18 protein-coding genes are annotated in these 22,569 nt (G+C 49.4%); 10 read left to right on the top strand and 8 right to left on the bottom strand.

Going from position 1 to position 22,569, the window contains the following annotated elements:
• Positions 1 to 15 precede the first annotated feature (15 nt).
• Together F458_RS0108035 and F458_RS19270 are read left to right on the top strand one after the other, a co-directional pair.
• Positions 16 to 210, top strand: a complete 195-nt coding sequence (locus F458_RS0108035; protein WP_018982891.1) for a hypothetical protein — start codon at positions 16 to 18, stop codon at positions 208 to 210.
• 494 nt (positions 211 to 704) lie between these two features.
• On the top strand, positions 705 to 1,757 hold the full coding sequence (locus F458_RS19270) for an AI-2E family transporter (protein ID WP_018982892.1): 1,053 nt from the start codon (positions 705 to 707) through the stop codon (positions 1,755 to 1,757).
• Positions 1,758 to 1,965: 208 nt separating this feature from the next.
• Here the strand turns inward: F458_RS19270 and prsT are convergent, their stop codons facing one another.
• Positions 1,966 to 4,731, bottom strand: a complete 2,766-nt coding sequence (gene prsT / locus F458_RS0108045) for an XrtA/PEP-CTERM system TPR-repeat protein PrsT (RefSeq protein ID WP_018982893.1) — start codon at positions 4,729 to 4,731, stop codon at positions 1,966 to 1,968.
• A 220-nt stretch (positions 4,732 to 4,951) separates the two neighbouring features.
• Between prsT and F458_RS0108050 the strand changes: the two genes are divergently transcribed.
• The 3 genes from F458_RS0108050 to F458_RS0108060 all read left to right on the top strand — a co-directional run bounded on the left by F458_RS0108050 (position 4,952) and on the right by F458_RS0108060 (position 9,192).
• Entirely contained in the window at positions 4,952 to 6,655 is a 1,704-nt protein-coding gene (locus tag F458_RS0108050; protein ID WP_018982894.1) for a DEAD/DEAH box helicase, read from the top strand.
• Between the two features lie 120 nt (positions 6,656 to 6,775).
• Complete coding sequence (cysG, locus tag F458_RS0108055; RefSeq protein WP_018982895.1) at positions 6,776 to 8,173, top strand: siroheme synthase CysG; 1,398 nt, start codon at positions 6,776 to 6,778, stop codon at positions 8,171 to 8,173.
• 71 nt (positions 8,174 to 8,244) lie between these two features.
• Entirely contained in the window at positions 8,245 to 9,192 is a 948-nt protein-coding gene (locus F458_RS0108060) for a hypothetical protein (RefSeq protein WP_018982896.1), read from the top strand.
• A gap of 28 nt (positions 9,193 to 9,220) precedes the next feature.
• On the opposite strand, the gene F458_RS0108065 is transcribed toward F458_RS0108060, so the two are convergent.
• The gene (locus F458_RS0108065) at positions 9,221 to 10,618 is read right to left on the bottom strand and encodes a PhoH family protein (protein WP_018982897.1); all 1,398 of its coding nucleotides are present in this window, start codon (positions 10,616 to 10,618) and stop codon (positions 9,221 to 9,223) included.
• A 300-nt stretch (positions 10,619 to 10,918) separates the two neighbouring features.
• Here F458_RS0108065 and rapA point away from each other — a divergent pair, with 300 nt between their 5' ends.
• Positions 10,919 to 13,747 carry an RNA polymerase-associated protein RapA gene (gene rapA / locus F458_RS0108070; protein WP_026294578.1) on the top strand — a complete coding sequence of 943 codons (2,829 nt, stop codon included), beginning with the start codon at positions 10,919 to 10,921 and terminating at the stop codon, positions 13,745 to 13,747.
• A complete protein-coding gene (gene rluA / locus F458_RS0108075; protein WP_018982899.1) occupies positions 13,747 to 14,457 on the top strand; it encodes a bifunctional tRNA pseudouridine(32) synthase/23S rRNA pseudouridine(746) synthase RluA in 711 nt (236 codons plus the stop codon). Before rapA ends, rluA begins: the two co-directional genes overlap by 1 nt.
• 78 nt (positions 14,458 to 14,535) lie before the next feature.
• Here the strand turns inward: rluA and F458_RS0108080 are convergent, their stop codons facing one another.
• A complete protein-coding gene (locus tag F458_RS0108080; protein WP_018982900.1) occupies positions 14,536 to 15,081 on the bottom strand; it encodes a YqhA family protein in 546 nt (181 codons plus the stop codon).
• A 315-nt stretch (positions 15,082 to 15,396) separates the two neighbouring features.
• Between F458_RS0108080 and F458_RS20100 the strand changes: the two genes are divergently transcribed.
• The 3 genes from F458_RS20100 to F458_RS0108095 all read left to right on the top strand — a co-directional run bounded on the left by F458_RS20100 (position 15,397) and on the right by F458_RS0108095 (position 18,013).
• Entirely contained in the window at positions 15,397 to 16,140 is a 744-nt protein-coding gene (locus F458_RS20100) for a DUF3530 family protein (RefSeq protein ID WP_156824199.1), read from the top strand.
• A 90-nt stretch (positions 16,141 to 16,230) separates the two neighbouring features.
• Complete coding sequence (locus F458_RS0108090; protein WP_018982902.1) at positions 16,231 to 16,590, top strand: hypothetical protein; 360 nt, start codon at positions 16,231 to 16,233, stop codon at positions 16,588 to 16,590.
• A gap of 85 nt (positions 16,591 to 16,675) precedes the next feature.
• Complete coding sequence (locus tag F458_RS0108095; RefSeq protein WP_018982903.1) at positions 16,676 to 18,013, top strand: AmpG family muropeptide MFS transporter; 1,338 nt, start codon at positions 16,676 to 16,678, stop codon at positions 18,011 to 18,013.
• Positions 18,014 to 18,026: 13 nt separating this feature from the next.
• On the opposite strand, the gene F458_RS0108100 is transcribed toward F458_RS0108095, so the two are convergent.
• From F458_RS0108100 to F458_RS0108120, 5 genes are read right to left on the bottom strand one after another with little or no spacing between them, the layout of a single operon-like run.
• Complete coding sequence (locus F458_RS0108100; RefSeq protein WP_018982904.1) at positions 18,027 to 19,001, bottom strand: sensor domain-containing diguanylate cyclase; 975 nt, start codon at positions 18,999 to 19,001, stop codon at positions 18,027 to 18,029.
• Positions 18,998 to 20,032: a response regulator gene (locus tag F458_RS0108105; protein WP_018982905.1), complete on the bottom strand. Its 1,035-nt coding sequence runs from the start codon at positions 20,030 to 20,032 to the stop codon at positions 18,998 to 19,000. Before F458_RS0108105 ends, F458_RS0108100 begins: the two co-directional genes overlap by 4 nt.
• A gap of 13 nt (positions 20,033 to 20,045) precedes the next feature.
• The gene (locus tag F458_RS0108110) at positions 20,046 to 20,879 is read right to left on the bottom strand and encodes a thymidylate synthase (RefSeq protein WP_018982906.1); all 834 of its coding nucleotides are present in this window, start codon (positions 20,877 to 20,879) and stop codon (positions 20,046 to 20,048) included.
• Positions 20,880 to 20,883: 4 nt separating this feature from the next.
• Positions 20,884 to 21,699, bottom strand: coding sequence for a prolipoprotein diacylglyceryl transferase (gene lgt / locus F458_RS0108115; protein WP_018982907.1), 816 nt, complete (start codon positions 21,697 to 21,699; stop codon positions 20,884 to 20,886).
• Positions 21,700 to 21,702: 3 nt separating this feature from the next.
• Positions 21,703 to 22,509, bottom strand: a complete 807-nt coding sequence (locus tag F458_RS0108120) for a sulfite exporter TauE/SafE family protein (protein ID WP_018982908.1) — start codon at positions 22,507 to 22,509, stop codon at positions 21,703 to 21,705.
• Positions 22,510 to 22,569 lie beyond the last annotated feature (60 nt).

Here is a 22,569-nt window from a genome sequence, read left to right on the forward strand (position 1 = left end):
GCATGGTCGAGGTTCATGGCGCAACATTATTTTTTTACTGCCAGCTGGCCACGAATAGCGGTACGGGCAATGCATTTAAAGCTCACTGCTATAAAACAGCCTGCAATGCCTATTATCTTGTTTGCGCACATCAAAATTAATGGCGTTGCCTATGTCGCTGGGCGCACTGACTCAGGCTATGGCGCGGATGAAAAAATAATAGCGATTTAACGACTATTGCTACTGGTCACTATAGCCCTCGCCCTTTCCTTAGTGTTAATGAGGTTATAAGCGTCTGTCATCGCGTTTTTGGCAACAGCTTATTCACCTTTACCGGTTCCTAAAACGGTGTTTGGGGTAGCTTACGGTTTCAGGTAATCTCAGTGAACTCGTTCAACCTGCCTTCAGGTCGTCGCGGAGGCAGTCTTATTGCCCTGTCGGGGCCTGCCACAGCGCTTTTTGTTCTCTTAGATGGCCTGTCACTACTTCGCCAAAAAATGAGCCGTCGTGACACATGAACTCTCGGTCGCGTGCCACGTATTATTAGCACAGTTATAGTAGATTATGGACAAACACATTTTTGCGCTATGCCTGGCGGGAGCGATTAATATGCAAGCCGTCATAGAAGGGGGCTAGTTTCATCCCCCCTGTTACCGGAATTTTTTTGCGATAAATGTTTGCATAGCAAACATCCCCTACTATTTATTGCTTCAACAAGGAATCAAATGGACAGTAAGCGACTGGCTAAGCGAACATTTATTCAGGCCGGCACCGCCGCGGTGATTTTTCTGCTGGCATGGTGGGTTGTATTCAGCGGTAAAATTTTTCTTACGCTGTTCGGCGCTATTCTTCTGGCTGTGCTTTTTCGGCGCTCTGCCAGCTGGCTGACAGCCAAGACAAATATTTCTCGTAAAATCTGGTTACCCGTTACCATCATCGGCCCTTTATTGTTATTCGGCTTGTTTTTTGTTTATACCGCTCCACAGATTTCGGCCCAGGCCACTGAGCTGAGAGAACGCCTGCCGCAGGCAGTAAGCCATATGCAAGAACAGCTCTCTCATTTGCAGTGGTCAGATGAACTGGATGACGGTATTGAAAGTTTAAACAATTACGATCCCAAAATGAGCACCGTGCTAAACGCCGTCTCCAGTTTCTTCTCGACCACCATAAACGGGTTCGGAAGTATGATTTTCGCGCTGGTTCTGGGGCTGTTTCTTATCGTTAATCCAAAACAATACATAGACGGCGCGGTTACTCTTATACCGCCCTCTCACCGTCAGCGGGCCCGTGATGTTCTGGATGCATGTGGCGTAGCGCTTTCCGGCTGGCTGATTGCAAAAATAACCTCCATGATAGTAGTGGGTATTTTGACCACAGTTGGGTTGTGGGCATTAGGGATTGAACTTGCGTTAATATTAGGGATTATTGCGGCATTCCTGTCATTTATTCCCAATTTAGGCCCTATCATCGCGTTTATACCAGCCGCGATGGTTAGTATGATTACAGGCTTAGACGCGTTGCTTTATGTAACGATTTTATACGTTGCCATACAAGCGGTTGAAAGCTATGTCATTACCCCTGTATTGCAAGCTGAGATAGCGGATCTGCCACCTGCGCTGACATTGTTCGCTCAGGTGATACTGGCCGGCATGGTCGGTATGATGGGAATTTTGCTAGCTGCCCCCCTTGTGGTAACGCTGATGGTGATTGTAAAGATGTGGTACGTGGAAGATTTGCTTGAGGCCAGAACGGTCAGCGAAAGCCATGACAATACTTAAAACTCAGTATGATCCGTCGATTTAAGACTATGGCGATTATTATACTGCTGTAAATAAGTGCCGTATCAAATTGTGTTTCTCACCATCCAGGGGCTAGCGAGTACCACAGATAAAGGGGATTCGCTGAGAATCACGCCTGTTCAGCGTTATCTTCAATAAAAAAGGCGCCGGTTGAAGGGCGCCCTGAATTATATAATGTGCTAAGTAATCAGAGTTCAGCTTTCAGTGCTTGCGCCCTTGACTGGGCCTCACCACTGAATTCTCTGGCGTTGAGGCGCCGTTCGGCCAACTGCTTCTTATTATTTTTTATCAGCACATCCACATAGTTAAGATAAACCGTGTCACTACGGATCTGATCGGTATCTACCTGGTCATATAATTTAAGCGCAGGTTCAATGCGGTCTGTTTTGAGCATTATCTGCGCAAGGGTGTCCACTGCATCGGCGCTACGGGGTTGTAATTCAACCGCACGCCGGGCCAGTGGTAACGCTTTTTCAAACTCTTCATCTTCCATATGCAGATACGCCAGATTATTGAGTACCACAAAATTATCCGGCAGGGTTTCCAGTACCTTGCTGTACACTGTTTTGGCCTGTTCACGATCTTTACTGATTAAACGCTCGGCGTAGAGCATGGCAGCCCGAATATCCTGGGGGTGTTGCTGATAGTGGGATGCCAGAAAATCATACGTTTGCGCTTTTTTGCCCGCGCTTTCATAGCTGGCGACCAGTAGCAGGGTGTTTTTCGGATTCGGCGTATCTTCATATGCCACCTTAGCATCCTCAATAGCCGCTTCTTCATTGCCTTCCAACAAATTAATGCGAGCCGAAATTCCACGAACAAACGGAACTTTCAGAACATTATCGGGCAATCCATCCAGCACCTGACGGGCAGCATCTGCGTTTTTCTGCAGCGCCAGGAAATAGGCTTTCAGCACTTTGATCTGGGTATCGGGACGTTTTTCCAGAAAATTGTCAATGGTGGCTAATGCTTTGTCATTATTACCCTGAGCGTCATCCAGTAACAGTTTCCCCAGAACAGCCGCTTTATTGGTTGGGTAAAGATCTACCCATTTTTGATAATGCTCCTGAGCTTTTTTTATTGCCCCGGTGCGTATTAACGCCTGACCTTCCAGCTGCCAGAATGCGTCAGGTGCATTTTTATCGGCTTTGAACGGCGCCAGGGTATCCAGCGCGGCATCGAAGTCATTACCGGCAAAATGCAAACGGGCAAGGGCCAGTCGTAAGCCTTCATTGTTTTTATTCTCTGCCAGGGTTTTTTCCATCTGAGACTGTACCGCCTGAGTATCCCCGTCTTGGCTTTTTACCGCGGTATACAACAGACTTAACGCCTTTACATCAGTGGGATCCTGTTTCAGCAGTTGGTTGGCCGTTTTTTCTGCCTGCGGATAATTCTCCTGAATAAGGCTCAGTTTGCCCTGAGCCAGCGCAACCTGGCGACTTTCCGGCGCACGCGATTGCGCCTTTTTCATCATGGCTACGGCTTCTTCAATATTTTTTTCTTTCAGCGCCAGCTCAGCCAGGTAGATATAGGGTTCAGGGGCTTCGGGGGTGCCCTGCATCCATTCGTTGGCCAGTTCGCGGGCCTTTTCACTTTGCCCGGTGTTCACATAAGCCGTCAATAAGGTTTTGCGTGTTGCAACATTATCCGGCGCCTGTTCAGCCGCCGTTTCTAAGTTGACCAGACCTTCCACATCGTTAACCGATAGCTGTAAAACACCAAGGCGAGCAAGATCTTCAGCTTCACTACTCAGCTTACTGCTTTTGTCGATCATCTTTTGCGCATCGACCATGTTACCTTCCCGTAACAACTGGAAACCCGCCTTTGAAAATAACGCAGCATCCGTTTCGCTTTCGCCGTCAACCCGGGACAGTATCGTGGTAGCTTCTTCGTTTTCCCCCTGGCGCAATAAACTGTCCGCCAGCATTCTCAGTGCCGGGTGATTGTCCGGCAGATTAGAAGCAATCATGGACAAATGCTTACTGGCGCCGTCGAAATCTTCCAGCTTGTATGCTGCATAGCCTGCCATAAGCCTTGCTGCTGGACCGGCCTGACCCGACTGGATGGCTTTTTCCAGATGAATCAGCGCAGCTTCATAGTTCTCCTTAGCTGACTCAATAAGGCCCTGATACTGGTTTAAAAGCCCATTGTTGGGATATTGCTTGAGCATACTGCTGACATATGGGGTGGCCTCTTCTATTTGCCGGGATTCAATGAGCAAACTAACCAGAGCGAATTTTTTGCTCAGGTCATTGGGGTTAGCATCGACATACTTTTTGTAAACCTCTGTGGCTTTTTCAGTTTGTCCTGTCATCGCATAAAGCTTGCCTAGCTGAATCAGCACCTCATTGTTATCGGGGGCTTTTTCCGCGGCTGCTTCGGTTTTTTTCAACGCAGCAGCGTAATCTTCGTTTATGATATCGGTGTAAGCCAGACTAAGAGACTGATACACCGAGTCTGTCTGCAAGCCGCCAATTTCATCAATTAGTGCTCTGGCATCGTCTTTTTTGTCTAGTTGAACCAATGCCTCCAGCTTATAAAATGCCACCTCAGCACTGTCGCTCTGACTCATGCCTTCAAGCTGATAATCCATCTCTACCAGTGCGTTTTCCGCGCCGGTTTTCTGATACGCGCGCGACAATAACGGCACCACTTCGGAGGCTGAATAGCCTAATTCCAGGGCGCGGTTCAGTTCTTTTTCTGCAGCTTCCAGCTGTTCAGTGATTAAATAGATGCGACCCAACTCAAAGCGCGGCGCCGCGGCCTCAGGATTCGCTCGGATAGCATTTTTATATTCAATAATAGCCGCTTCAGTATCCTGCTGTTGCGAATAACCGCGGGCAGCCTCAAGATGTTCTTCCATGGATTTCTCGCCGCAACCGCTTAAGGCAAGCGAGACACCAAGCGCAACGCATAAGGGCGCGAACTTTTTACTCACTGTAGTTAACTTCATCCTATACACCTGTATTCATTGTCGTTTTAATTAAGTGACTGGTTTGAGTTTATCGCCTGTTGAGGAATATACCAGCACAGATTTGCCTTTACCGTCGAATATTTGAACATCTCTGTCGGTTTTAAATGGTATCTGCGACCCGTATGCCCTATAATAATGGTTTTGCAATAACACCAGCGTGATTTTGTCGCTGAGTCTGCCTTACCCATCAGGATCGTGAATGACCACTACTGTCGATTTGACATTTAAAGACCTCAACTTACCAGAACCTATATTACAAGCACTTGAAAAAGTCGGCTACGAGAAACCCTCTCCTATCCAGGCTGAAAGCATACCGTTGCTATTGGAAGGCCACGATCTGTTGGGGCAGGCACAAACCGGAACAGGGAAAACCGCCGCATTTGCACTGCCGATGCTGGCGAATATTGATGCGGACGCCAAGCACCCGCAATTGCTGGTTCTGGCACCAACCCGCGAACTAGCCATCCAGGTCGCCGAAGCATTTCAGGTATATGCCAGTTTTTCTCAGAAAATAAAAGTGCTGCCCGTTTATGGTGGTCAGTCTTATGACAACCAGATTCGTCAGCTTAAGCGCGGTGTCCAGGTTGTAGTAGGTACACCAGGCCGGATTATCGATCACATCAAGCGTAAGACGCTTAATCTGGGCGAGCTTAAGTATCTGGTACTTGATGAAGCCGACGAAATGTTGCGCATGGGCTTTATCGACGATGTTGAGACGATTTTGTCCAATGCACCGGAAAAACGTCAGACTGCGCTGTTTTCTGCCACCATGCCTGGCCCGATAAAGAAAATCACCCAGCGTTATCTGAACAATCCAAAGCATGTAAAAATCGAGTCCAAAGTATCCACCGCTTCAACTATCCGTCAGCGCTATTGTCAGGTTGCCGGCCATCACAAGCTGGAAGCATTGACGCGCATCATGGAAGTTGAACCGTTTGACGGTATGATTATCTTTGTGCGCACTAAAACTGCCACTGTTGAACTGGCAGAAAAACTTTCTGCCCGCGGTTATGATGTTGAGGCCCTAAACGGCGACATCCCGCAGAATGCCCGCGAACGCACGGTAGATAAACTGAAAAAAGGGGATATCGATATTCTGGTTGCCACTGACGTGGTTGCCCGTGGCCTTGACGTAGAGCGGGTCAGCCATGTTATTAATTATGATGTCCCTTACGACACAGAATCCTACGTTCACCGCATTGGTCGTACCGGACGTGCTGGTCGTGCCGGGGATGCCATATTATTTATATCTCACCGCGAAAAGCGCATGCTGTTCGCAATTGAGAAAACCACGCGTCAGCCGATTGAAGTAATGCCTATTCCTTCTATCAGCGAACTGAACGAGACACGCTTATCTAAATTTAAGCAGTCGGTGGCAGAAGCGTGTACTGACGATAGCCTTGAATCACTGATGCCGATTGTCGAATCGTTAAAAGAAGAAACAGAAGCCGATCCGGAAACGTTATTGGCGGCACTGGTGAAACTGGCTCAGGGTAATGAACCTTTGCTATTGAAAGAGTCGGATCGTCCAGACTTACACAGCAAAGCACCTCGTCAGGAAAGAAATCCCCGTGAACGTGGCAACGATCGTGGCAATGATCGCAAAAAGCCCCGGAGCAAGAGCAAGCCTGAGGCAGGTATGCAGCGTTTTCGTATTGAAGTAGGTCACGTTCATGGAGCCAAACCCGGCAACATCGTAGGTGCCATTGCAAATGAAGCGAACCTGCCAAGCAAAAATATTGGTGCGATCGAAATTTACGATAACTTCAGTACTGTAGATTTGCCTAACGGCATGCCAGAGCAAACCCGTGATATTTTGCGTAAAACCCGGGTTGCCGGTCAGAAGCTGAACATGCGTGAGTGGAGCGAAACGCCGCCTAAGCGTCGTGGTCCTAAGCGGTAATCGTTGATATCACACTGGATATAATTAAACGTAATATAAATTCCGATTTAATTGTTTCTAATAAATAAGTAAAAGCGTCAGAATGACGCTTTTACTGTTTCTGGCTGGCGAAAAACATTCATGCGTTACTTTCCTGTCTTTCTCGATACGCAATCTCTTCATTGTCTGATAGTGGGCGCCGGTGAAGTTGCGGCGCGTAAACTGGAACTTATTTTAAAAAGTGAGGCAAAAGTAACGGTGGTAGCGCCTTATATTTGCAACACTGTGGCCGCGTATGCAGATCACCCTCAGGTAACGCTGCTTAATCGCCGGTTTGAAAAAGAAGATTTAGTCACCGCCGATATAGCTTTCGTGGCCACCGATGATGAAGCGCTTAATGCTGATATTCGCAAGCTGGGCGAGGAATATAATGTGTTGGTTAATGTGGTGGATAACACCCCGCTGTGCCAGTTTATCACGCCGTCAATCATTGACCGCAGTCCCATCACCATCGCCATGAGTAGCGGCGGTGTAGCGCCGGTACTATTGCGCTACCTTCGGCAAAAGCTCGAAAGCGTAATACCCGCCAATATCAGTTTACTGGGCCGGTTTTCCGAAAAATTCCGTGACAAGGTAAAACACACCCTCAATGGCGTGACCGCCAGACGCTATTTTTGGGAGGATGTGTTTGATGGTGATATCGCTGAACTTGTAGAAAAAGGCCAGGCAGACAAGGCCGAAGCCAAATTCGAACAGGCGCTGTCCGCAGCCGCACAGGATAACCAGATAACCGGGCAGGTTTATCTGGTGGGCGCCGGACCCGGCGACCCTGACTTGCTTACCTTCAGAGCATTGCGCTTAATGCAAAAAGCCGATGTGGTTATTTATGACCGTCTGGTGTCAGCCCCTATTCTCGAACTGGTCAGGCGTGATGCTGAAAAGATATACGTGGGTAAGCAAAAGTCTCATCACTCTATGCCCCAGGACCAAATCAACGAACTGATGGTGAGTGAGGCCAAAAAAGGTAATCGGGTAGTCCGCCTCAAAGGCGGCGATCCATTTATTTTCGGCCGCGGCGGCGAAGAGATTCAGGTATTGCTGGAACACGGTGTTGAGTTTCAGGTGGTACCGGGGATCACTGCGGCAAGTGGCGCTGCCAGTTATGCGGGTATTCCACTGACCCACCGGGATCATGCGCAGTCTGTGACATTTACCACGGGGCACTTAAAAAACGGCACCGTCGATCTTGACTGGTCAGCGCTGGCCAGCCAGCACCGCACCCTGGTGTTCTACATGGGTCTGACCGGTCTACCTATTATCTGCAAAAAGCTTATTGAGCATGGAATGCGGCCGGATACGCCCATAGGACTTGTGCAGCAGGCGACGCTGCCTGAGCAGCGAGTACTTACCGGTACGCTTGCCGATATCAGTGATAACCCGGCTACCGCCACCATGCAACCCCCGACGCTCATTATTGTAGGCAGCGTAGTCAGCCTGCATCAGCAACTGGACTGGTTTACGACCACAGCGCTCAACTGACGCCTTTTTCACTTTACCTTTTGTTCCGGCATTGCATAATGAATGCATGATTTATTTTTATGCAGTAGCGTATGCGAAGTGGTCGACTGTTAGCAGGCCTGATGTTGTGGATGGTCTCCGGTTACGGAGGCGCCACGCAACTGAGTTTTTCGTCAAGCGACAATGAGGCGTCGCAGCGTTTTGAGTATCGCTGGCAGCGGCCGGGTCAAAATGATGCTTCGTTAGCATTTAGTCTGAACCGCCAGTCGTTGGCCGAGGCCCCTGGCTCTCAGCCAAACTATTCACCGGCACGGGTCCAGCGCTACGTGTATATAGAGGTAATGAAGGCCGCGCAGGACATCGACCCGAAACAGGCACGGGTCAATGTTAAAAAACAGCGCCGGGGCCTTAAAATTGAAGTGAGTTCACCAAGCAACGCGCTTAATCAACAGATCTCACAACAGTTGCATCAAACCCAGGAGAGTGCGTTCGATAAATATCTCGATGAACATTACTATACCCGCTATACCACCGTATTCAATCAGCAAGCTGTTAAACCTGACCATATCCGATATATTCACGAATATGTAAAGCCTTTGATTCCATTGTCCCAGGCTATTTATGATCGCGTGGGCGGCCAATCCGATGCCCGGGCGTATTTTAACTTTTTACTTAGTTGGGTTCAGAGTATTCCCTACGATACGCTGGAAAGCCGTGCCGAAAATAACGGAGCGGGTTTCTTGCCTCCTGCGGGATTGCTAACGCAAAATAAAGGTGACTGTGACAGCAAATCCGTCATGACAGCCGCTATTGCCCGCGGATTTTTGCCCGATACGCCGATGATTTTGATTTTGTTGCCACGTCATGCATTGCTTGGGGTGGCACTGACACCCCAGCGAACCGACCAGACTCTGATTTACAATGATAAAACCTACATCCTCTTTGAACCCACCGGTCCGGCTCAGATGCCACTAGGGGATGTGGCAGCGGATAGCGAGCGAGCACTGGGTAACGGCCATTACACCATCGAAACTATTTAGCGCCCCCAGTCGGGGGGCGCAATCGGGGTTATAGATGCTCTTCGGCAAACTGCGCCAGACGTGAGCGCACCACCCCATCAAGGTTTAACGTGGCGCTACCAGAAAAGTTTTTAAACTTCTCCACCAGATACGTGAGTCCCGAGGTAACCGGTGACAAATAATTGCTGTCGATTTGCGCCAGGTTGCCACTGCAAATCAGTTTGGTGCCTTCGCCACAACGGGTAATGATCGTCTTTAGCTGCGCTGCCGTGAGGTTTTGTGACTCATCCAGAATGACTATGGCGTTCTGAATGCTCCTGCCCCGCATGAAGTTGACCGACTTATACTGAATATTGGCTTTTTCCATAATGTAGTTCATGGAACTTTTAGCATGTTCATCATGCTTGTGCAGCACTTCCAGTGAATCGGTGATAGCGGCCAGCCAGGGCAGCATCTTCTCTTCTTCCGTGCCGGGTAAAAAACCAATGGACTCAGCAATATCCGGTGTACTGCGGGTAACGATAATCTTATCGTACATATTTTTCTCAACCACCATCTCCAGCGCCGCCGCCAGCGCCAGTAATGTCTTACCGCTGCCGGCAGGACCGGTAAGAATCACCAGGTCAATATGTGCATCAAGCAAGGCATGCAGTGCCATAGCCTGACCAATATTTTTCGGTGAAATGCCCCAGGCATGCCGGCTCATCAAGCGCTCGTAACCTAAATCCAGCAGCTCAATTTGCTCATTATCTACCGCCTCCACCAGCCCGGCGAAATGCTGCGAGTCATCCAGCAAAAACTCATTGACGTAAGCTTCCGGGAGGACGCTGCGATCCAGGGTGTGGATGGTGTCTCTGCCCTCTGCGCGACTTTCCACTGAAGTGACCTTTTCCCAGAAGTTACCTTCAAAACGATGATAACCACGGGACAAATATTTAATATCGCTGATGAGCTGATCAGTCCGATAATCCTCAACATGGGCAAGTCCGGCACCTTTGGCTTTCAGGCGCATATTCAAATCTTTGGTTACCAATACCACCTGTTGCGGTGCAAATGTTTTTTGCAGATGCAAAGCTACGTTGATAATGCGGTTATCATTTTCGTTGCTGGTGAATACCTGCTGAGACTCCATCATAGACAAGTCAGTAAACACCGATAACGCGCCGGTGGGCGCGTCTTTACCGGCTCCCATACCTGACATACTTACTCCGGCGATCATGGCTTCTGGTGGCGCATCGTGAAGCAGATCTTCCATGGCGCGAATTGACACCCGGGCATCCCGGGCCACGTCTTTTTTGCTGTCTTTGATGTAATCAAGCTCTTCCAGAACAGTCATGGGTATAACCACATCATGTTCTTTAAACGAAAGAAAAGCGTGAGGTTCATGAAGCAGTATATTTGTGTCGAGAACGTAGATCTTAGTGTCGGGGGATTTTTTTGCTGGCATCCTTTACTCCGGTAGTCAAAGCAAATGCCCGCCTAAACAACTGGCGCGCTACAGACGATGACAACACAGAGAGGGTCGAACATTACGACCCACTGTGTCGCATCGACTTTCATTTTCACCATAATCCAGAATCTGTGCTTTATCACTACTTTTTGTATTTATTTTTTCACACTATTGTTTCATGGCCAGAAAAAAACGCCTGACGGCAGAATTTCTTTACCTCATAGTGAAAGTGAACTTTATTCAGCAGGGCCGGATAAGTACAATACTGCCCCTTTGAAGAATAGACAGTCGGATATCATGAGTTCAGCAAGCGAGTACGCGGTAGGCCAGCGTTGGCTAAGTAATACAGAATCAGAGCTAGGTTTAGGCGCCATTGTCAATCAGGACTTTCGTTCTGTAGAGGTCTTTTACCCGGCAACTGGTGAAAGCCGAAAGTACACCAAAAAAGATGCGCCGCTAACCCGTCTGACCTTCGAAATTGGTGATACCATCAAAAGCCAGGATGGCTGGAGCCTGGTGGTGACCGAAACCGAGGTATCGCAAAATGTTCTGATTTACCATGGTAACCGAACCGACTCTGACGAGCGCGAACGCCTTCCTGAAACTATGCTGGACCATCATATCAGGCTGAATCAGCCCGAGCAGCGTTTGTTCAGTATGCAGCATGACATTCCCAAGTGGTTCGATTTGCGGCTCAAAGCCTTTACCCACATGAGTGACTATCAGCGTAGTAATATTATCGGTCTGGCCGGCGCTCGCATTGAACTAATCCCCCATCAGTTACACATTGCTTCACAAGTGGGCGGCCGGCATGCGCCGCGCGTATTGTTGGCTGATGAAGTCGGTCTGGGCAAAACCATAGAAGCGGCGCTGATTCTTCATCAACAGATCAAAACCGCCCGGGCCGAGCGGGTACTGATTGTGGTGCCTGACTCGCTGGTACATCAGTGGCTGGTGGAAATGTTGCGACGGGTCAACCTTGCCTTTGCGATTTTTGACGAAAGTCGCTGTGAAGCAATGGATGAAGGCGGTGAAAACCCGTTTGAACAGGAGCAACTGGTTTTGTGTAGCCTGGATTTTCTGCGGGATAATCAAAAGCGGCACGAACAGGCACTGGCTGCCGGGTGGGACTTGCTGGTCGTCGACGAAGCCCATCATCTGGTATGGTCAGCCGATGCTCCCTCGGCTGACTATCAGTGCGTTGAAGCACTGGCCGAAGCAATTCCCGGCGTTCTGCTACTTACCGCAACGCCTGACCAACTGGGACACGAGAGTCATTTTGCGCGACTGCGATTACTTGATCCGGCAAAATTTCATGATTATCAGACATTCCTGGATGAAGAATCTCAGTACAGTGAGCTGGCCGAAGCAGTTACCCCGCTGATTGGCGATGAAGATTTGAGTGACGCGCAAATTGACCGGATCAGAGCGCTGGCCCCCCACAGTGCCAGCAACTTTGATAATCTGGATGATTTTGATAACCGCGATGCATTGTTACATGAGCTTATCGACCGCCACGGTACCGGACGGTTGTTGTTCCGTAACCGCCGGGCCGGCATCAGCGGCTTTCCTGAGCGCCATTTACAGGCTCATCCCCTGCCCTTACCCGAGCTTTACGAAGATATGCTGGAGCTGACGGACGATCTTGATGAGGCGCTGTATCCGGAGCGTCAGCCGTCGCTGGTCAACAGCTGGACAGATCTCGACCCGCGGGTGGAATGGTTACTGGAATTTTTGCCCACGGTAAAACCGGAAAAAGTACTGCTTATTTGTGCCAGTGCTGTCACCGCACAACAGCTTGGCGAAGCTATTCGCCTGCGCACCGGTATCCGCCACAGTGTGTTTCATGAAGGTATGAGCATAGTTGAGCGCGACAAGGCCGCCCATTTTTTTGCTGATAGTGAAGAAGGGGCGCAGATTCTGCTGTGTAGCGAGATCGGTTCAGAGGGACGTAACTTTCAGTTCGCCCATCACCTGGTGCTGTTTGACTTACCTTTAACCCCGGACTTGCTGGAACAACGCATTGGCCGGCTCGACCGCATTGGCCAGACCAAAGATATTCAAATACATGTTCCTTATCTGCAGGATTCTGCACAATCGGTATTGGTTAAGTGGTACAACGAGGGGCTGGGCGCTTTTACACAAACCTGCCCCACCGGTACAGGCGTATATGAACAGGTTAAGGATAATCTCACCGAATGCCTGCTGGTCCCTCAGGATAATGACAATATCAGTGACCTGGTGGAGCAAACACGGCATATCAATCAACAGCTCAGACAACAGTTGGATGCCGGTCGGGACCGTCTGCTGGAGTTAAATGCATCCGGGGTTGGTAAAGTTGAGGATCTGCTGGATGAAATCATCGCCCAGGATGCCAACGACTCGCTGCCTGACTTCATGAATTGGCTGCTGGACGCCATTGGTGTCAATCAGGAGGATAAAGGCAACGACTGCTTTATTTTGCGGCCAGGTGAATCGATGGTCAACAGCCTGCCCGGCCTGGATCCGGAGGGTATGACAGTCACCTATCGCCGGCGAGTAGCCACCACCCTTGAGCATGTGCATTATTTAAGCTGGGATCATCCGCTGGTACATAATGCAGTAGATATGATTCTGACTGATACCATTGGCAAAGCCAGTCTTGGCTTTATTACCGATCGCACGCTACCTAAAGGCGCCTACTGGCTTGAGGCTTTATTTACCTTGACCGTTAATGCCCCCCGTGAACTGCAGGCCTCACGCTTTTTACCCGCTACCCCCATCAAACTGTGTATTGATGCTCAGGGCGAGCAAAGTGATATCATTTTTGAAAAGACCCGTCGCGCTAACAAGAAGATTGCTCAGCAGTTAATTGGTGCACTGAAAAAGCCAGTCAACAATCAAATTGATAAAGCGCGGGAATTGGCCACTGCGCAGGCCGAAGCGTTGCTGGAAGAAGCCAAAACCGATATGAATACGTCGCTGAGCGGTGAGATCGCGCGTCTGCGTGAGCTGCAGCAGGATAACCCTGCGATTCGGGATAGTGAAATTGACTTTATCGAAGCACAAATGAGCGCACTGCGCGACGCTTTTGAAGATGCCGAAGTACAACTGGATGCCCTGCGCATTGTGGTTAATAATCCTTAATGGCCAATCCTCCTTTTATCTACACCCCCCCATTATCGCCTTATCTTGATATTCTTTATCAGGATGAGTCGATTCTGGTGGCTAACAAGCCCAGTGGTTTGCTCAGTGTGCCCGGTAAGGCACCGGCACATAAAGATTCCCTGATTACCCGGGTCCAGCGCGTCTATCCCAATGCAGCCGTCGTGCACCGTTTGGATATGGCAACGTCGGGAATTATGATAATGGCGCTGACCAAAGCTGCTAATCGTTTCTTGTCCCATCAGTTTGCGTCCAGACAAACCCAGAAACGTTATTTTGCGAGGGTCGACGGCTATATGCATCAACCAGCCGGAATGGTGGACTTACCCTTGATCTGTGACTGGCCTAACCGGCCCAAACAAATGGTCTGTCATGAGCGTGGGAAACCTTCTGTGACATATTATTCTGTGATTGAGCGAAATGATCATGAAAGTCTGGTCGCGCTAAAACCCGTCACCGGTCGCTCCCATCAGCTGCGGGTGCACATGCTGGCGCTGGGACATCCCATTTTGGGCGATCGACTGTATGCTCACTCTACCGCGTTAGCTAAGGCGTCACGCTTACAACTGCACGCCCAGACGCTCATTATCCGCCACCCTGAAACTTTATCCTGGTGCCACTTCCAAACCCCAATTCCCTTCACCGACTTTGTGCCTGAACCACTCGTTGTGCCAGCCTATGTTGACAGCTAACGGGTGACAGCGTACAGCCGCCGTGTTGACGTTTCTCCTCAACTGGCGCTTTATCGCAGGGCGTTGGCGGTTAGCCCGTCAGTGTTTATGCGCACGGCTCATCAGATACAAGCCGCCGGCAAGTGCCAATATAGAAACAGCCAGATAAATAGCATCCAGCGAGGTTTGAAATCGAATATCAACCACAGCGCGGAAAAACTCGATAATCACGGCCAACAGGACCACCCTGGCAATTTTATCTTTGAGCTGATCAAATGACTCGACGATGAACGGATGAACGGGCGCGTGGACTTCAGCATGGTCAATCGGTGACACAAATAACCGATAAATACCTGTACCAAAAATTAACAACACCACCGCGATGAGGTAGATATCCACCGCAATAATAATATTCGGCACTACTGTGTCGTGAATATCTTCGCCGCTGTTTAGAAAATAATAATTTACCGCCGATACGGCAACGCCAATGATATCTGCTGTACCAATAAGAAAAAGGACAAAGGCACCCAGAAGGCTCGGTACCACGGCAAGCAAAACCAGAAAACGGGAGCTCCACAGCAGTCGCTCAAAGGAACGCTCTAATTTGGTTGGTGGTAACTGATGGTCTTTTTTGGATGGATCCATATTGCCTCTTTTTTGTGCTGGCAGCCGAATCAGGCTGTTTGCTTCAGTACTTGTCGACTAGCGCCTATTGTCAGATATAAACACCGGTTCTGCCAGCGCTGTAAAAACTTACTTTTATCGCATAATAAATACGCTGTAGGTCACAGACTAGCATTTATATTGCGGGTTCTTCGGGTTAAGAAAATACGGCCTCTGCCGATACCCTGACAGTTGTTCCTGTTTGAGACTGACACCGCCGTGAGAATATTGTTTGTTTATCCACTGCTTATTCTTTTTAGCTTAAGCTTGAGTGCCAGCCCGTTAAACGAAGCGCTAATGGCACGCTACAACGAAGATGCGCGGGTATCGTTCCTGGCCGGCCAAGAGGAGTATACGGCACTGCGCTACCCCGCGACTATTTCCATGCGCAGAGGGATTGCTGTAGTGCTGGCTGAGATCGGCTACCAGGGGCTCACTGTTCAATCCGGTGAGCTCCTGGCGCAGCGAATGCGCCGTTGGGGCTGGGACGTTGTCGTGGTGCCTGTCGTGTATCCCCCTTCAGAAGAATCGGCAGATGAGGCGATTACGTCAAACCCATTTAGTGACAACACCGGCCGATGGCTGAGTGCTGAAACCTCGCGAAACAGATTAGCGTCACTGACCACAAGTGTGTTGAATCAGTTTTCTGATAAGCCCGGGTACCGTCTGATTATCTGTCAGGGAATGACAGCCGCGCAGATACTGCAACTGACAGCCCTCGAACAACTCGCCACGCCTGATGCCTTTGTCGTCCTGGCCCCTTTTTGGCCAGAGGCGGAGCAAAACCGCCAGATTGCCAGATGGATTGCGGATACTCCTATCCCGGTATTGGATATTGCCGGTGCACTATCCAACCACTGGTCTGCAAAAACAGTCGCACAACGTAGCGACAATGCCAGGGTGGGACTGAAAGTGGATTATCGGCAGCGGCAGTTACCGGAAGCGTCAGCAGGAGCAATAGGTATACAAGGTCATACGTCACCATTTGTTACCCGCCTGAGCAAAGAAATTTACGGGTGGACGAGATATCTGGGCTGGTAAACGGGATTAACTGTCGTATTTTAGCTTTCTTTTCAATGCGCTGTCTGTTCTACTTATCTGCAATGGTAAATAATCAAATACGCACTATAATTGAAAAATTATAAAGATATTACCGGCAATGGTGCAGTGAAAGTTAATAACTTTATCAACGAGAAATCTCAGCAGCTATGCTATTACCTGCGCGGTTACTGGGGTAGTCTCATTGCCTATACAGAACTGGAATTGTTCTTCTGGGATGTACTGGAAGAATGGAGCCAGGTTGATTACGATCTTGGTCAGCCTTACAGCAATCAGGAACGGGTTTTCTGGCACCTGCTTCACCAGATTCATTCGTGGGATGCTCAGACGCTAATGTATGATGACAATGCCATTACTGGTTTGCAGCAATGCATTCGTTATCTTGAAGGCACAGGTCGTTGTCCTATAGACTGTGTCGGCATCCGCCCGTAAAGCGGTTTTTTCTTTGTCTGTTTTTATGTTTGGTGTAATAGCTGCAAAAAATTCAGATGTAACCATCCTTTAACGTCGTTCTCTTATGTCATTACCTGGTTTTGTAAACGCATACCACGATCGGCGTCTGCTGAGTATTTTCCTGTTTGGAATTTCCAGCGGTTTTCCGTTCGTCATGATTGGTTCGGTGATGTCGGCGTGGCTGTCTGACGAAGGCTTGTCGCGCGCCAGCATTGGCCTGTTCGGCATTATCTTTAATGTCTACGCATTCAACTTTCTATGGTCGCCTCTGCTTGACAGAATTCGCCCACCAGCCCTGGGCCAGAGGCGAGGCTGGATTCTGGCCATGCAGCTTTTTATAATTACCTGCTGTCTGGTCATGTCGAGGCTGGATGTGAACGCAGAGCTATTCACCATGGCCTTGCTGGGGCTGCTGATCGCAATATTCTCTTCGACCCAGGATATCGCGATTGATGCTTATCGCATTGATGTCATTGCTGATAACGAAAAAGACAAATTATCCGCCGCGTCTTCGCTGGCCACTGCAGGCTGGTGGACGGGTTATGGCGGGCTTGGGGCGCTGCCTTTCGTGATTGCTGATATGCCGGGCTGGGAATGGTCAGACATATACCTGTTACTGGCCGCGATTATGGCAGTTATCAGTGTTTTTACATTACTGGCCAAAGAGCCGGATATCGACCGGGAAGCCGTAGAAAAACAAGCATACCTGCGCTATCAAAAAGCCGCAGGCGGCAAGCAGGGCCACACAGCGATGGTTGCCTGGTTGGGAGTAACCCTGATTGAACCATTTCGGGAGTTTTTCCAGCGCAGCGGTGTCAGACTGGCGCTATCTATTTTGTTGTTTATCTTCTTATTCAAGCTCGGCGAAGCATTTTTAGGCCGTATGAGCATCGTTTTTTATAAAGAGGTGGGCTTTACCAATACGGATATCGGCTATTATTCCAAGCTGCTTAACTGGTGGGTCACTATTGTCTTTTCGATTATCGGCGGCATGATGAATATTCGTTATGGGATCTATCGTGGTCTGATGGTGGCCGGTATCGCCATGGCCAGCAGTAACCTGATGTTTGCCTGGATCGCCGAGGTGGGCCCGAATAAGATGTTATTTGCTGCGACCATTATTGTCGATGGTTTCACATCAGCGTGGAGCACGGTGGCAATGGTGGCCTTTATCAGCCTGATGTGCAACCGGGCCTTTTCAGCCTCTCAATATGCACTTATGGCATCACTGAGTGTGGCAGGCAAAAATACGCTTGCAGCGGGCAGTGGCTGGATTGTCGATGCGATGAATGGAAACTGGAGCCTGTTCTTTATTCTCACGGCACTTATGGTTATTCCGGGCTTGCTATTTTTACGCAGTCTTAAGCACGACATTTCCCGGGCGGAAAACGCCAGTGCCTGATAAGCAAAAGCGGTCAGAATGCGGGATTTGCGGTTCTGGCAAATTGTAAGCGCGCCCGGTTTCGGCCCTGGGTTTTGGCTTCGTAAAGTGCTATATCGGCTTGTTCAAGCCATGCCATAGCGTGGGTATATGTAGTTGCAAAGGGCGCCAACCCCAGGCTGACCGTAAAACTGATTTCGCTATCCTCATGCTTTACCGTGGTTTGCTGTGCATACTCGCGGATGCGCTCAGCCACCAGCATAGCGTCGTCACTATCGGCGTCGGTAAGGATAACGGCAAACTCTTCACCGCCATAGCGTCCGGCCAGATCAGTTTCCCGCACTGTGTCCCGAATGATTCTTGCCAGCGTCTGAATGACTTTATCGCCAGCCTGATGGCCGTAAGTGTCATTCACATTTTTAAAATGGTCAATATCCAGCATCATGGCGGTCACAGGCTTTTCTCTGCGTCGAGCCAGTTTAAAGATGGTATCAAACCGCTCCTGCCAGTAACGGCGATTGTACAGGCCGGTAAGACCATCTACCCGGCTCATATGTTTTAAGTCTTCGTTTAGTCGCTCAACCCGTAATTTACCTAACGCCTGTGCGGTGACATCGTACACCATCATACACATGCGCTGAACATCACCGCTGGGCGACGTGAGCGGAAACATAGTGACGTTTTGAAACATATTTGCTGAATCGGACGTGATGGGCCGGTTACAACCAAAATGAAACAGATATGGGCGCTGTTCCCAAATCAGAAACACCGGCGTCCGCAAATCAAAAACAGGTTCTGCTTTGGTTCTTAGCCAGTGTTCATCAATCTCAGGAAAGTAATCAAACAGAGCATTACCACAAATTTGGCTGGGCAGGATATCGGAATGGTTTTGCATAAACTGGTTCCAGACTTCCACTTTAAAGTCGCGATTTAGTACCACAATGCCGACTTCCAGCGAGCTAAGCAGTTCATGCTGCCAGTGTAGATCAGCCATGTCATCTGGCATCATACCGCTTCCTTCTCAAGATAAACCAGCCGCGTATAGATTTTCTCCATCGCATCATCCGGAAACAGCAACAGCAAATCAAAGCTTATGTCATGGCGTTTAATCGCATAAGCAATTTCCACCGCCATCACTTTGCTCCAGCGCGAAATATTGTCATTTAACAGCACCTCAAGACCGCGGTCCCGGCCCAAAATGATTGGCTGGGTGTGGCTAAAGCTGACATTCAACTGTGCTGACAATGCATTGAGACATGCGCCAGTCAAAATATTAGACACATCCATAAGTGCCTCCAGGGATAACTGATCCAGATGCTGCTCATCGAGCTGCCCGTTTTCGTATCCCAGTAGTGCCATGATATTTCGGGTATTGGTGTCGTTAAAGATGACCAGCGCCTCGCCTTTTATACCTGCGCTCACAAAGCCTTTGGAAACGGCTGAAACACGTTCATTGCGGTTAATTTCCGCAATCGCCATATGCAGTTCGTTACTTTCAATCAGATTCACATTAGGAATGGGTAAATCCACAAACTCGCCCAGCAGGGTGGCCAGACTCTCCCCGGCCCGGCCCATGGCAACATTTACCAGCTCCCGATAGATATCCAGTTTATCAGCAGGTTTTGTCTGCATTGTGGCAGCGTCCTGCCGACGCAGTGAAGCATCCGCATCACCGCTGTAAAGTCCGTATTGCTGCAACAATTCTGTAAGCTTGTTGTTGTCGATGGGTTTGCGTATAAAATCCAGCGCGCCCTGAGCAAGCATGCGTTGCCGGGCTTCTGCCTGAACATCACCGGACACCACAATAACCAGGCACGGCATATCAGCCTCACGGATGGCCTGCATGGTCTGATAGCCGTCCATTACCGGCATATTCAAATCCAGAAACATGACATCTCCACGGCCTTCACGAATCAAACAGAGGGCCTCTTCACCATTAGAGGCAAAGCTTATGTCGACATCCCAGCCGTCGGGGATTGAGCGGGCGAGCTGACGCCGGGCGAAGCCGGAATCATCGCAGATCAGTACGGGTGTTGTCATAGCGCAGCCTCTTTTAAATCGCTACCGGCGCTTTGATATGAGGATGTGCCTGATAATCTTGCAGCGCAAAATCTTCGAAACTAAAACCAAAAATATCTTTCACCGCTGGATTAATATGCATGGTCGGACGCGGATACGGTGTGCGCGATAGTTGGGTGTCAGCCTGTTCCAGGTGATTTACATAAAGATGTGCGTCACCCAGAGTATGAATGAAGTCACCCGGCTCTAAATCACACACCTGAGCGACCATCATGGTTAATAACGCATAGCTGGCTATATTAAACGGAACGCCCAAAAAGATATCGCCACTGCGCTGATAAAGCTGGCAGGAAAGTTTGCCGTTGAGAACATAAAACTGAAAGAGTGTGTGGCAAGGTGGCAATGCCTGCCGCTGTTGTGCAGCATTTTCCTTCGGTGACAAGGTGGTATCGGGAAGCACTGCCGGATTCCAGGCACTAACAATCAGACGCCGTGAATCAGGATTAGTCTTTATCTGCTCGACTACCTGCGCAATCTGATCAATAGAGCCACCATCCGGCGTTGGCCAGCTTCGCCACTGGGCACCGTAGACCGGTCCCAGCTCACCCTCATCGGTGGCCCATCCATCCCAGATGGACACGCCATTTTGCTTAAGATAGGCAATGTTGGTGTCACCCTTTAAAAACCATAGCAGCTCATGAATGATAGAGCGCAGATGACATTTTTTTGTGGTGACCAGCGGGAAGCCTTCTTGCAGATCAAAACGCATCTGATAACCGAAGACGCTCAGCGTGCCAGTACCAGTACGGTCTTCTTTTTTAACGCCGTTATCGCGCACATGCTGCATTAACGCCAGATATTCTTTCATTGGATCATTGCTTCTGGTTAGTCGTTGAAACTCTGGGTTCTTTGCGGTAAGCCCGTACCATCAGCCATACGCCCAACAGGATCATTGGAATACATAAAAGCTGGCCCTGACTTAAACCGATATCGTACAACCCAAGATGAGCATCTGGCTGGCGGAAATATTCCACAAAGAACCGGAAGGCCCCATAGCCTAATAAAAATAAACCACTTACTGCGCCCGTAGGGCGGGGTTTAGCTGAATATAGCCAGAGTATGATAAACAGCACGACCCCTTCAAGGGCAAATTCATATAATTGCGAGGGGTGACGAGGCACATTGCCCGCATTAGGAAATATAATCGCCCAGGGAACATCCGTGGTGCGCCCCCATAACTCGGCGTTAAGAAAGTTGCCGATTCGACCTGCGCCCAGACCAATAGGGACCAGCGGGGCGATAAAATCTCCCACTTCCAGAAACCGGGCATTCATTCGCTTAGCCTGCCATGCCAGAGCCGCCAATACACCAAGCAGTCCACCGTGAAAGGACATCCCGCCAGCCCAGATTTTAAACAGGTAGAGTGGATTGCTGACGAACATGTCAAACTGATAAAACAAGACGTAGCCAATGCGCCCACCCAGGATGACACCTACAAATCCCCAGAATAAGAGATCTGCCAGTTGCTCTTTGCTCCAGCTGGTTTTCTCGAGCCGCTTATGCGCTAACAGGTAGGCGGCTACAAACCCCACCAGATACATAAGTCCGTACCAGCGAACATGCAACGGGCCCAGACTAAAAATGATGGGGTCGATATTGGGGAAAACCAGATAACTGCTTTCTGCCATGGTTTATTCTATTCCTACAATCATGCGAATACTGACAAGCACCAGCAGCGCTGCCAGTACCTTTTTCAAAACTTGAGTATCCATTTTTTGGCCCAGCCGGGCACCAATGCCGGCGGTAAAAACAGAGGTTGTCACAATACCGAAAGTTGCCGGTAAATACACGTATCCTATCGCACCGGGCGGCAAAACAACCTCTTTCATACCGGCCACTATAAAACTGGCACTACCAAATATAGCGATAATAAGGCCACTGAGTGCTGCACATCCGATAGCCTGACGTATATTTACCTGAAACCACACCAGAGCCGGCACCAGCAACGCGCCTCCACCGATACCCATTAACGCACTGATAAACCCGGTTACCCCACCAATACCGGCAAGCATTTTATTCCCAGCCTGATGTTTGGATGCTTCACGTTTGCCAAAAATCATCTGTAACGCGATTAGCATGACCAGCACGGCAAAAATATTTTTTAATAATTCACCAGATATAAAACTGGCAAACTGCGCGCCCAATACCGCGCCAACAGCAATTCCCATGCCCGCATAAATCACCAGCTTGTTATTGATATTGCCCAGCCGGTAATGGGCGATGGCTGAGGAAAACCCGGTAAAAATTATGGTAGATAACGAGGTGGCAATTGCCATAGGCATCACCAGATCGGTATTCAGGTGCAGAAAATGTGCTAACAGATAGGACAGAGCAGGGACAATAATGAGACCGCCCCCGATACCCAGCATTCCGGCCAGCAACCCAACTACCAGGCCGATGGCCAGACAAAAACTCACAATGATATAAACCGGATCCATGCCCTGTTCCATGCTAAAGCGGTATTTAATCAGGTACCGCAGATCAGAAATTTTCTGCGA

The sequence above is a fragment of the Salinimonas chungwhensis DSM 16280 genome, assembly GCF_000378185.1.
GTDB classification, from domain to species: domain Bacteria; phylum Pseudomonadota; class Gammaproteobacteria; order Enterobacterales; family Alteromonadaceae; genus Alteromonas; species Alteromonas chungwhensis.